General features: G+C 40.5%; 13 protein-coding genes. 1 reads left to right on the top strand and 12 read right to left on the bottom strand.

Annotated elements, in window-relative coordinates; genetic code table 11:
* Positions 1 to 36 precede the first annotated feature (36 nt).
* From A6754_RS09975 to A6754_RS09935, 9 genes are all read right to left on the bottom strand, one after another.
* Entirely contained in the window at positions 37 to 1,440 is a 1,404-nt protein-coding gene (locus A6754_RS09975; RefSeq protein WP_066444554.1) for a sigma-54 interaction domain-containing protein, read from the bottom strand.
* Between the two features lie 65 nt (positions 1,441 to 1,505).
* Positions 1,506 to 2,303, bottom strand: coding sequence for a putative beta-lysine N-acetyltransferase (gene ablB / locus A6754_RS09970; protein ID WP_156495859.1), 798 nt, complete (start codon positions 2,301 to 2,303; stop codon positions 1,506 to 1,508).
* 131 nt (positions 2,304 to 2,434) lie between these two features.
* Entirely contained in the window at positions 2,435 to 3,856 is a 1,422-nt protein-coding gene (locus A6754_RS09965; protein WP_066444546.1) for an aldehyde dehydrogenase family protein, read from the bottom strand.
* A gap of 3 nt (positions 3,857 to 3,859) precedes the next feature.
* Positions 3,860 to 5,200 (bottom strand): 4-aminobutyrate--2-oxoglutarate transaminase, encoded by a 1,341-nt coding sequence (gene gabT / locus A6754_RS09960; RefSeq protein ID WP_066444543.1) that lies wholly within the window; start codon positions 5,198 to 5,200, stop codon positions 3,860 to 3,862.
* A gap of 2 nt (positions 5,201 to 5,202) precedes the next feature.
* Entirely contained in the window at positions 5,203 to 6,480 is a 1,278-nt protein-coding gene (locus A6754_RS09955) for a peptidase (protein WP_066444541.1), read from the bottom strand.
* 27 nt (positions 6,481 to 6,507) lie between these two features.
* Entirely contained in the window at positions 6,508 to 7,173 is a 666-nt protein-coding gene (locus tag A6754_RS09950) for a 3-oxoacid CoA-transferase subunit B (protein WP_066444540.1), read from the bottom strand.
* Positions 7,158 to 7,850, bottom strand: coding sequence for a CoA transferase subunit A (locus A6754_RS09945; RefSeq protein ID WP_066444539.1), 693 nt, complete (start codon positions 7,848 to 7,850; stop codon positions 7,158 to 7,160). The genes A6754_RS09950 and A6754_RS09945 overlap by 16 nt, the downstream gene beginning before the upstream one ends.
* Positions 7,851 to 7,852: 2 nt before the next feature.
* Positions 7,853 to 9,208, bottom strand: coding sequence for an aspartate aminotransferase family protein (locus tag A6754_RS09940; protein WP_066444530.1), 1,356 nt, complete (start codon positions 9,206 to 9,208; stop codon positions 7,853 to 7,855).
* 109 nt (positions 9,209 to 9,317) lie between these two features.
* A complete protein-coding gene (locus A6754_RS09935; protein ID WP_066444527.1) occupies positions 9,318 to 9,488 on the bottom strand; it encodes a YjcZ family sporulation protein in 171 nt (56 codons plus the stop codon).
* A 174-nt stretch (positions 9,489 to 9,662) separates the two neighbouring features.
* On the opposite strand from A6754_RS09935, the gene A6754_RS09930 reads away from it, so the two are divergent.
* Entirely contained in the window at positions 9,663 to 10,748 is a 1,086-nt protein-coding gene (locus A6754_RS09930) for an SGNH/GDSL hydrolase family protein (RefSeq protein ID WP_066444524.1), read from the top strand.
* A gap of 84 nt (positions 10,749 to 10,832) precedes the next feature.
* On the opposite strand, the gene A6754_RS09925 is transcribed toward A6754_RS09930, so the two are convergent.
* The 3 genes from A6754_RS09925 to msrA are packed head-to-tail and all read right to left on the bottom strand — an operon-like array spanning position 10,833 to position 12,316.
* Positions 10,833 to 11,327, bottom strand: a complete 495-nt coding sequence (locus A6754_RS09925) for a PTS sugar transporter subunit IIA (protein ID WP_066444521.1) — start codon at positions 11,325 to 11,327, stop codon at positions 10,833 to 10,835.
* A gap of 18 nt (positions 11,328 to 11,345) precedes the next feature.
* Positions 11,346 to 11,780, bottom strand: coding sequence for a peptide-methionine (R)-S-oxide reductase MsrB (msrB, locus tag A6754_RS09920; RefSeq protein ID WP_066444518.1), 435 nt, complete (start codon positions 11,778 to 11,780; stop codon positions 11,346 to 11,348).
* A gap of 2 nt (positions 11,781 to 11,782) precedes the next feature.
* Positions 11,783 to 12,316 carry a peptide-methionine (S)-S-oxide reductase MsrA gene (gene msrA / locus A6754_RS09915; RefSeq protein WP_066444513.1) on the bottom strand — a complete coding sequence of 178 codons (534 nt, stop codon included), beginning with the start codon at positions 12,314 to 12,316 and terminating at the stop codon, positions 11,783 to 11,785.
* Positions 12,317 to 12,397 lie beyond the last annotated feature (81 nt).

Here is a 12,397-nt window from a genome sequence, read left to right as displayed (position 1 = left end):
TTCTCTGAATATCCGAATGAGGAGGAGTTCTATTCTTTAATGATTTGCCGAATTTTCGGCAGTACTAATATTGTATTTTTGAATTTTGTATTGTAAGGTTTGGCGGGGGATTTGCAGGAATTGTGCTGCCTTTTTGATATTTCCTTCTGAGTCTTCTAGTGCTTGTTGTATTAGCTCCTGTTCAAATTTCATCATCTTCTCCTTTAATGGCGCGGAGCCCATCGCCGCATCCGCTTTTTTGTATTTAAGCATAATGGGGAGATTGGCCTCTGTCAGCATCTGTTCTTCACATAAATTCATCATATATTCGAGCGTGTGTTTTAGTTCTCGGACATTGCCTGGCCAGGAATGGTCTAAGAATATATATTCAGCTTGTTTTGACAGACCTTGCACTTGCTTGCCTAACAAATTATTATATTGTCCGATAAAGTAATTGGATAAATACAGAATATCTTCTTTTCTGTTTCTTAAGGGCGGGAGTTCAAATGTTAATACATTCAGCCGATAAAATAAATCTGCTCGCATCAGCTTTTTTTCAATCGCTTCTTTTGGATGAATGTTCATGGCAGCAATCACGCGTACATTCACAGTTTTGCTTTTTACCGAGCCAACGCGCCGAAGTTCACCATCTTCTAGAATTCGCAGCAGCTTTGCCTGGAGCTCAGGTGGCATTGCATGGATTTCGTCTAAAAACAAAGTCCCTTCATCAGCAAGTTCAAACAATCCTGGACGGTCAAGTGCACCGGTATAGCTTCCTTTCGTTGTGCCAAATAGGATGCTTTCCAATAGGGTTTCAGGAATGGCTGCACAATTTTGTGTTATAAACGGACCTTTTGTAGCAGTCGAGGCTTGGTGAATTGCTTGTACAAATAATTCCTTGCCCGTTCCGCTTTCCCCAAAAACAAGAATCGGTGATGGAGAACTTGCCAGTTTTTTAGCATGCTCCTTAATTTCCATTAACTCTTTATTAAGTGTTAGTAAGTTATCAAATGTATATATATGCTGTGTTGCTTTTTTTCGTTTTTGCTGTGGTGTAAACATAAAGCTCTGTAAATGCAGTAATTTTTCTGAGATGGCTTTTAATCTTGTGTAATCCTTCGCGATCTCAACAGCACCAACTAGTTCGCCATCTACATATAGCGGATAGGTTGAATTGACCGTTTCAATTTTCTTTCCATGGATATTCACATAAACTTGTGTTTCGTTTAAAATCGGCTTACTTGTATGAATCACCCGCAGCAATGTACTTGACTGGCTGTTTAGTGATGGAAATGCTTGAAGTAGCTGCTTTCCAACCACTTCATTCGCTTTCAGCCCGTCGTGATTACTCGCTACATCATTATAATAAATCGTGGTGCCAGTCAGATCGACTACATGAATTGCTTCGTCAATCCCTTTTAAAATCGCATCTAACACCTCTCTTGAAATCTGCTGATTCATGCACACCACCCTCTCCCTTTGCATCTGCCAAAAACTCGGCATATAGTGCCCGTTTTTCAGCAGCCTTAATGAGCAGATAAATCTTTCACCCACACATTCATATCCTCAAGCTTATTAAAAATAAAACAATTTTTAGTTAAACGGCCGCGATATTTATATCCGAGTGAATGAAGGGAAGCATTCATGCCAAATGATAAAGATCTTGCGATGGAGTAAGCACAATAAAAGTTATGCTTCTTTAAAACTTCTTCAAGCTGCACAAGAAGAATTTTCATTAATTGATGCTTTCTATGCTGAGGAAGTGTCGCACAATCTGTCAGCTCTGCATTGCCATGCTCCCAGTCAATTTCGGCTGCAGCAGCACTCACTAGGTCTTTTTCAAAATAAACTCCATAATACACGGTTCCTTCTTCCATTGTTTTACGAATATAAACTGGATCGTGGAGCGGAACTGGATAGATTTCAAATACAGTTTGATAGAGCAATGCCATAGCTTGCACGTCTTCGGCAGAAAGCTCTTTTAATCTATATGGTTTCGGCAGCATAATAGCAGTCTTCTCAGAAACTTCTTTATCCTGCACAGACTGTAATACATCATCCTCTTCTAGCCAGTGCTCACTGTTTCTGCGTTCGCTAGAATAATATTTACAGAAAAAGTACATATCGGTTCCCCTAAAAAACTGATCAATCTTAGCTTCTAAAGAAAAACCCTGCTCCTGAAAAATGGGTAAATCCTGAAGCTTCCCTTTGACAATTAATTTTTCTGCCTGATTCTCCCGGGCAATCTCTTCTGCATACTTTATAGATTCTAAAAGACTTCCTATCAGTTTATCAACACGAATTCTTTTATTAAAAGGGTCCATATATATGATAAGCTTACAAGCATCTTTTTCGAATTCGACTGTTTTGCCCACATCCTCACCATCCAATCATCATTTAGTTTAAGTATATGAAAAGAAAGACCCGGAAAACCGGGTCCTGAATACTGCTTCTATCAATCAAGCTTAATGGTAATAAGCTTCAGCTCAGTCATCTCTTCAATCGCATACTTAATTCCCTCTCTGCCGGTGCCGCTTTCCTTAACACCGCCGTAAGGCATATGGTCTACACGGAAGGTTGGAAAGTCATTAATCATAACCCCTCCAACCTCTAATTTTTTCGCTGCTTGCATTGCATGCTGAATATTTTGAGTGAAGATGCCGGCTTGTAAGCCATATTTCGATGTGTTCACCATGGTAATGGCATCCTCTAACTGTGAAAATGTATTGATGTGAACAACTGGGGCAAACACTTCCTCACAAGAAACCTTCTCCTCTTCGTGCACATTTAGGAGAACAGTAGGCTGAAGAATACCATTCTCTGTGTTTCCTCCCAAAGCCAGCTGTGCTCCGCGGCTTACAGCACTATTAATCCATTCTACTGCACGATTCGTGTCATCCTCTGAGATTAAGGCTGAAAGGTCGGTTTCTTCATTTAAAGGATCACCAGTAACTAAGTTTTTGGCTGCCTGTAAAAATGATTCTGAGAAGCTTTCCGCCAGGGTTTCATGTACAAAGATGCGCTGTACCGAAATGCACACTTGGCCTCCAAATACAAATGCACCAGCTGCGATACGCTCTGCCGCTTTCTTTGGATCTGTTCCTTCATCGACAATTACCGCAGAATTGGAGCCTAATTCGAGTGTCACCTTTTTCAGTCCGGCTTTTTCTCTTAAAGACCGTCCTACGCCTGGACTGCCTGTAAAAGTAATCATAGAGAGGCGTTCATCTGTGACCAAAAGATCACCGATGGTTTTGCCGCTGCCTGAAACTACATTTAGTGCACCTGACGGCAAGCCTGCTTCATGAAAATATTGGGCAATGCGATAGGCTGAAAGGGGAGTTTGCGATGCAGGCTTAAGGACAACCGTGTTGCCTGCTGCAATAGCTGGCCCAATTTTATGAGCGACTAGATTCATTGGGAAATTAAATGGTGTAATAGCCCCGATGATTCCAAGTGGTTCTCTCATCGTATACGCAATACGATTTTCTCCGCCAGGCGCTGCATCCATCGGAATGGTTTCTCCATAAATTCTTCTGGCTTCCTGAGAAGCAAATTTATAGGTCATAATGGTGCGATCTACTTCACCGCGTGCTGTTTTTATTGGCTTAGCTGCTTCATTTGCAATGATCTTAGCACAATCCTCCCGATCTCTTTCAAGGAAACTTGCCACTTTTTCAAGTATATCAGCCCTTTTATGTGCGGGCATCTCTCTAAGTGCAGAAGCAGCTTCCTCTGCTGCTTCAATTGCCAGGTTTACATCCTCTGCTGCTGCAGAAGCTACTTCTGTAATCACCCTGCCGCTGTAAGGACTTTTTAATGTAGAATAAGTATTAGTTTCAACGTTTTTCCCGTTAATCCATAAATGTTGCTTCATCTTTTATCCTCCTGTCTGACAGCATTCCTTTATAACGTCTTCTAAAATTGAGAAGCCTTCCTCCAGCTGTTCATCACTCACAACTAAAGGAGTTAGCAGGCGGACAATGTTGCCATATAAACCAGCACTCATGATAATTAAACCTCTGCTTTGTGCCAGTGCTGTAATGCGCTGAACAAGCTCTTTGTCCGGCTCCTTTGAAACTGATTCTTTAACAAATTCAATGGCACACATTGCTCCTAAAGCTCTAATTTCGCCTACCCTATTATATTGTAAAGGAAGTCTTGAGAATTTTTCAGCAAAAAGGCTTCCGATATGATCCGCGCGTGCGAGCAAGCCATCTTCTTCGATCATGTTAATAACCTCTAACGCTGCGACACAGCCAAGCGGACTTCCGCCATACGTTCCCCCAATCTCTCCTACGCCTGGGGCATCCATTATTTCGGCTCTGCCTGTTACGGCACTAATCGGTAAACCGGCTGCAATTGATTTTGACATCGTTACTAAATCAGGAACAACGTCAAAATGTTCGATTGCAAACATTTTCCCTGTCCGTCCAAATCCTGTTTGCACCTCATCGGCAATAAACAAAATCCCATGTTTTTCACAGATTTTTTTCACCTGCTGTACAAAATACAATGATGGAATAACAAAGCCGCCTTCTCCTTGTACAGGTTCCATAATGACCGCAGCGATCTCTTCTGGAGAGGCTTCATTTAGGAAAAAATCATGAAATTGAGCGAGAAGCATATCATCCAAGCCTTTTTGATCACTATGTTCATTTCGGTAATAGTATGGATATGGCCATTTATAGGTTTCTGGAACAAAGGGCCCAAACTCATATTTATATGGCTTCACCTTGCTTGTCAGTGACATGGACATGTATGTGCGGCCATGAAAGCCGCGCTCGAAGGAGATAATCCCTTTTCTTCCGGTATATTTTCTTGCAATTTTAATCGCATTTTCCACCGCTTCGGCACCTGTGCTTAAGAAAAAGGTCTTTTTATGATGTGATCCTGGCGTTATTTCATTGAGTTTTTCAGCAAGCTTTATATAAGGTTCATACATCATGACATGAAAGCTTGGATGCAGATATAAATCGATTTGTTTTTTTAAAGCATCAACTACTCGCTGTGGACAATGACCTGTATTTAATGAACCGATGGCACCGGCAAAATCAAGAAACGTATTGCCATCAACATCTGTTAACAGTGCTCCGTTTCCTTTTGCTGCGAAGGTTTCTACTGTATTAAACGGACCTCTGGGTACATGCTGTTTCTTTGCTTCAAGCAGCTTTTTTGCCCTCGGCCCCGGAATAGCTGTTTTCAAATAGATATCTGACATCCTCAATCCCCCTGTTCATCACATATTTCGCACCAATTCATGATTGCTTCAGCAATAACTTCAGCAGCCGTAAATACCTCTTTTAATTCGATATATTCGTTTACATCATGTGCTGCGGCTGTCACACCCGGTCCAATGACAACAACTGGTGTATTTCCGACATTAGCGAGCAGACCTCCATCCGTCCCCCATGGAGATGCTTCAATCACTGGCTCAATTCCTTTTACTTTCTTATAAGCTTTTGCTACTGTTTGAATTAATTCATGATTTGTTTCTAAATTGCCCGGCTGCCATCTGGCTCCAAACCATTCTACTTCTGCCGGAAACTCTTCAAACCACGGATCAACATTTGCCAGTTCTTTCAGACAGGTTTCAAGCTGAACTGCAGCGTCTTCCATTTTTTCATGCGGTGCAACTCCAATTCTTCCTTCAATCCAGGCCAAATCAGGAACAGAGGAGGGCCATTGCCCGCTTGTTATTTTTCCAATATTAATCGGAATGGGGATCGGAATATTTTTATATAGAGGATCGGTAATCTGATCATTCCTCACTTTTTCCAATCTGTTTAAAGCATTCATAACCAGAATACTCTTTTCTATCGCATTAACTCCTTCATAGCGTGTGCCGCCATGTGCTGATTTTCCTTTCACCGTAATTCTGAACCACATGGAGCCTTGCTGTTTAGGAAATATTTTCATATTGGTAGGTTCCGGAATGATCGCCCCGTCCGCCTTGTAACCTCTTAAAATAGCTGCCAATGTGCCAGCTCCGCCGCTCTCTTCTTCTATGACACTTTGAAAAATAATATCTCCTTTTAATTGAATACCCACTGATGAAATCGCTTCCATAGCTAATAATAAAGCGACCGTACCGCCCTTCATATCAGTTGAGCCTCTACCATATAGCTTCCCATTTTCGACCACAGCACTATATGGATGATGGATCCAATCTTTTTCATTGCCTTCAGGCACAACATCAATATGACCATTTAGAATAATCGACTTACCGCCTCCGCTTCCCTTTTTTACGGCTACGACATTTGGGGTGCCAGAAAAATCTTTACGGTCACAATAAAATGCCTGATGCTCTTTAAGCTCATCACTGCCAATTTCCCAGATATCAAGTTCAAGACCCAGCTTTCTGCATTTTTCAATAATGACTGCCTGGGCACTGCTTTCATTTTCTCTTACACTATTTTCTTGTACAAGCTGCTGCAGCAGCTTGATTCCTCGATGTTCATTCTTATGCAGCCATTGCTTAATTTTTACCGTTGTATTCACTTTCCTGCCTCCTTTCTGCAAAAGCATTCACTCTTCATGCCATATTACATTTTCTGCGATAGTTAACTGGCAATCGGTGGAATGAATTACATCTTCAATACTGTAAGGCGAAAATACTTCCTTCAGCAGCAGACCTTGCTCTGTTACTTCAATAACCGCCAGATCCGTAATGATTAAGTTGACACATTTAGGGGAAGTGAGCGGCAAAGAGCACTTTGCTGCAATTTTTGATTTTCCGTTTTTATCGGTGTGATTCATTAAGACAACAACCTTTTTAGACTTTTGCGCAAGTTCAATTGCACCACCCATGCCTGGAACCTTTTTACCTGGCACAATCCAATTCGCCAAGTCTCCTTCTTCATTTACTTGTAATGCACCTAAAATGGTCATATCCAATAATCCCCGTCTGATCATTCCAAAAGCAATCGTACTGTCGCAATAGGATCCGCCCTCTTTTAAGGTGACAGGCAAACCGCCTGCATTACATAAATTAGCATCCTCCGTCCCTATTTCTGGGCTTGGACCTATCCCGGTTATACCATTTTCCGCATGAAAAATGACTTGGATTTCATCTGGAAGATGATTCGGCACAAGAGAAGGAATTCCGATCCCTAGATTGACAATCATCCCATTTGTAATTTCAGCAGCGGCTCTTTTCGCCATTTTATTGCGGTGATCTATTCCCAAACCCATTTCCAGTTCACCCCCTCAGATACAACGATATAATCCACAAAAACACCTGGAGTCACAATTTGATCAGGATGAAGTTTGCCCACAGGAACAATTTCCTCTACTTCAGCAATCGTGATTTCCCCTGCCATGGCAACAAGCGGGTTTGTATTTCGTGCACTCTTGTCATAAATTAAATTTCCATATGGATCTGCCTGTTTTGCATAAACAATGGAGATATCAGCGGTTAAAGCCGTTTCAATTAGATACTCTGTGTTCTCCAGCTTAACTTTTGGTTTATGATTTGCTATAAAGGAGTTTTCCGTTCCAATATCAGAAAGGATGGCGGGTATTCCCACTCCGCCTGCCCGAATTCTTTCTGCTAAAATACCTTGCGGTGAAAACTCAATATCCAGCTTACCTTCTGTCATCAATTGTCCAGCAACAGGATTTGAGCCAATATGTGAAGTAATAATCGATTTTGCTCTTCCGGCACAAACAATTTTGCCAATTCCAATGTCTGGGAATCCCGTGTCATTTCCTATTAAATGCAAATTTTCTGCCCCGCTGTCCAAAATCACATCAATTAGTCCAGGAGGTGTCCCAATTCCTCCAAAACCGCCATACATAATCGTCATTTCATTTGTAAATAGATGCTTTATTTTATCGAACGATGTTTTCTTGTTAAAAGGTTTAACCAAATTTATGCACCTTCCTCCTTTGTAGAACTGCTATCAGTCATCATCATTTGAAACGTTTTCTCAAGTCGTTTCCCTAAATCATCCATTTCGGGTTCAGTAATTGTTAAAGGGGGAGCAATTATAATAGCATCGCCATGAATTCCATCTTCACCAGCACCAGCTGGATAAAGAAGCAAACCATTCTTCTGAGCAGTTGAAATGAGACGCTGCGTAAATAGCATTTCACGCGGGAATACAGACTTTTTGATTGGATCTTGCACAAATTCAAGACCAATCATTAATCCTTTCCCGCGAATATCACCTATAAAAGGAAAGGAGATTTGCAGTTTCCGAAGAAGATTCATTAAATAAACGCCTTTTTTTTCTGCCTGCTTTACAAGATCATTCTTCTCTAAATAATCCAAAACAGCTAAAGACACGGCACAGCTTTGCGGATTTGCACTAAGGGTGTGTCCACTCATAATGCTTTTGCTGCCTTTTAGAATTGGTTCCATCACAGAATCACTGACTAAAGCAGCTGCGATCGCCGTATAACCTGCTCCCATCCCTTTTCCTAATGCAACAATATCTGGAGCTGCGTCCCAATGCTCAGCCGCAAACATTTTTCCCGTTCTGCCAAAACCGGTCATAACTTCATCCGCAATAAAAAGAACGCCATGCTTTTTACAGATTTCTTTTATAATCTTGTAATAGTCCTTTGGAGGTGTCAGGGCTGCTCCGGCAGCTCCAACGATCGGTTCGGCAATAAAAGCTGCTATATGTTCTGGTCCAATCCTTTTAATTAAAAGATCAAGCTCATGTGCACAGCTATACTGGCAGCTGCCCTCGATTTCATCATAAGGGCATCGGTAGCAATAAGGAGGCGGCAATACAGGGCAATCTTCGAGAAGAGGCATAAATCGTGCTCGTCGTCCTTTATGTCCTGACATGGATAAGGCACCAAGCGTAATTCCATGATAGCTGATCCATCGTGAAAGAATTTTTGTTTTTGTAAAAACACCTTGTTCCTGCCAATATTGAATGGCAATTTTCATAGCTGTTTCAGTTGCTTCAGATCCGCTGTTAACAAAAAAACTCCAGTTCAATTCACCTTTTGCCAATTCAGCCAATTTTAATGCCAGCTTTTCAGCAGCTTCACTTGTAAATTGAGAGCGATATACAAAAGAGACCTTTTCAGCCTGTTGCGCCGCTGCCTGGATAATCTCTTTTGCACCATGACCAATATTGGATGTTATCGCTCCAGAGCTTCCATCTAAATAGTCATTTCCGTCCATGTCATATAAGTAGACTCCTTTGCCATAATCAATAACCGGATATGTTTCATCAAGCAGTGGTTTAATTAAATAAGAAGGATCCACTGTTCCCACCTCATTCTTGTCAATTCTTTCAATTATATGATCTTAACGACGGTTTCTTTCATACAAAAAAACTGCCTGTAACAGGCAGTTTCTTTGAGTCATACATTTTTTATTTTCCGTAGCAGCTTGCGCCGATAATAATCAACAAGATAAATAACACAACGATTAATGCGAAACCTTGAAATCCGCCTGTATGACCAGTATATGCACCAGCAACTGGGTAGCTGTATCCAGGTGTGTAGCAAGGGTCTCCGCATCCGTAGTTATATCCGTAGTTCATCAATATCCACTCCTCATTTGTATTAGGCATTTTCAATATTAACTTATGTAATAGGTGCTTGACCTGAGTGTGCATTCGCCCATATTCTAAAATTTCCAATTGTTTCTTTATCTTTCATTTATGTTACATTTACGTTACGATAAGATTAGTACATAAATGCGAGGGAAAACTTATATGCTAAAGAAAAAAATCAGAATTTTCGTTTTTATTATTGCTGCAGTTACTGGAATAACGTTTATAATTAATTATTTTTCTTCTTCTAAAGGTGTGGCTGAATCAGCAAATCTTTACGAAAAACTCGCCAAAAGAGAAGAAATCAGCTATTTAATCATAGGAGACAGCATAGGCAGAGGCTCTGGTGCCTCACATAAATCTAAAACCTGGTTCAGAAAAATGGAAGCTGCACTGTTTGCAGAATACAGGGTGAAAACGGAAAGACATCTGCTTGTCCAAAGTGGCGCTACCGCCTTCGAGGGCTTATACAAACTCCAAAACGCAAAGCAGCTTGAACATATTGATCTAATTTTTATCGTCTTTGGTGAAAATGATCGTAAATATATGGATGTCACTCAATTTGCTCACACATATGAGGCATTAATAAGAAAAGCGAAACAGACCTACCCTAACAGTGAAATTATTACGTTTACAGAAAGCTCTTTGACGGAAGATGAATTTGCCGATAGTATTAAAGAAATTACCTATCATTATCATGCTAAAAATATAGATATGCGCCTTCCTTTTTCAAAATCTGAATACCCTGCAGATCAACTGACCACTGATCTGGTCCATCCTAATGACCAAGGATATGAGCTGTATAGCGCTGCCGTATTAGAAACACTACAGGAACTTACTTCTAAACAGGAAAGTATTGCTTACTTGGCAGAACCTATTTTTCCTAATGCGGATATCAGCTTAAAGGAAATACATGATGTGCATATGTCAAGTGGATTTACAAAGGAAAAGAATTATTGGGTTAGCGAATCAAAAGGGGATACACTGGAATATTCCTTTACAGGCACAATGCTCGGTATACGCGCGTTGCGCAGTGAAATAGGAGGAAAAGCAGATGTTTATCTGAATGGCAATTGGATTACCGAAATTTCAACTTGGTGGCCATTTGAAAGAGAAAGATATTTATATATTGCCAGCGGCTTAGAAAATAAGAAACATACAGTTGTTTTTGTATCAAAAGGTGAAAAATCGATTAACAACACAACAGATCATCACACTGTAGCCATATCATCAATCATTACGGATTAGTCATTCGATTCCTATGATAAACAAAAGCCTAAAAGCAATTTGCTTTTAGGCTTTTGTTAAAAAGAGAACGTATATATGTCTCAATTACTTCATTGTTACTGTCATGACGACATTCGATGCTCGCTGAACAGAAGATGCTAACTGTTTTTCCAGTGAAACTTGGTCAGTATTTGTAATAATAACTGGAGTGATCGTGCTTTTAGCTTTTTCTTTTACCAGGTTCATATCGAAAGTTACAAGCTGATCTCCAACTTCTACCTTTGAGCCTTCTGAAACATGTGCTTCAAAGCCCTCTCCATTCATAGAAACAGTCTCTAAACCGATATGAATCAAGATTTCTGCTCCATTTTCAGCTTTAAGCCCAATCGCATGCTTTGTAGGGAACACTTGAAGTACCTCTCCTTTTACAGGAGAAACAACAACACCTTCAGTTGGTTCGATAGCAATACCATCACCCATCATTTTCTCTGCGAACACAGGATCAGGTACAGTTTCTAAAGAAACAGCTGCACCAGAAAGGGGTGCCAAAATGTCTACAGATTTTACTTCTTCTTTCTTACCGAATAATTTTTTAAACATCATAATCACCTTTTACTTTTATTTTTCTTGAAACAATTTTAGATAAACTTCATAGCCCTCTTCCTGCAGCTGATCTTTCGGAATAAATCGTAATGCAGCTGAGTTGATGCAATAACGAAGACCTGAGGGTCCCGGACCATCGTCAAAGACATGCCCAAGATGAGAATCAGCTGATTTGCTTCTTACCTCGGTTCTAACCATAAAATGGCTTAAATCTTTTTTCTCAAGAATTTCTTCGTCTTCAATTGGTTTTGTAAAGCTTGGCCATCCGCAGCCTGCATCATATTTATCAAGTGAACTGAATAGAGGTTTACCTGATACGATATCTACATAAATGCCATCTCCGAATTCATCCCAATATTCATTGCGGAAAGGCGGCTCAGTTCCATTGTTCTGAGTTACATCATATTGCATTGGGCTAAGCTTCTCTTTTAAGTCCTTCTGATTGGTCATTTTTATTCACCCCAATGTCTTTTAATATAGTCCGCTCGACCAGATCCTTGCTGGTAAGCATTATACCGAGTCGGATTCTTTTTGTAAAAATGCTGATGATAATCTTCTGCAGGATAAAAGACAGATGCAGGCAAAATCTTTGTTTGGATCGGCTTTTGGAATTTACCGCTTTCCGCGAGATCGTGCTTTGATTGTTCTGCCAGCATTTTTTGCTGTTCGTCATGATAAAAAATAGCTGTCTGATACGATTGACCACGGTCGTAAAACTGGCCGCCAGCATCCGTTGGATCAATTTGCTGCCAGTATAATTCAAGAAGCTTTTCGTAAGGATATACCTCTGGATCAAATTTAATTTGAACAGCTTCATAATGACCTGTTGTTTCCGAACAGACTTCTTCATAGGTTGGATTTTCTTTCGTGCCGCCTGTATAACCTGACAATACCTCAATAATTCCAGGCTGTTCGTCAAATGGTTTTACCATGCACCAGAAGCATCCCCCTGCAAATGTAGCTAAATTGCTTCGCTGATTTTCCATTCCGTCCACCTCTTTCACATTCTCTTCATACTTATTCCCTATTCGAAGAGGTTTAACGCATTCAACATAAGAGTAAAGAAA

It is taken from the genome of Cytobacillus gottheilii (genome assembly GCF_001636345.1).
Classification (GTDB): domain Bacteria; phylum Bacillota; class Bacilli; order Bacillales; family Cytobacillaceae; genus Cytobacillus; species Cytobacillus gottheilii.
This window is presented reverse-complemented; position numbering and strand designations above follow the sequence as displayed.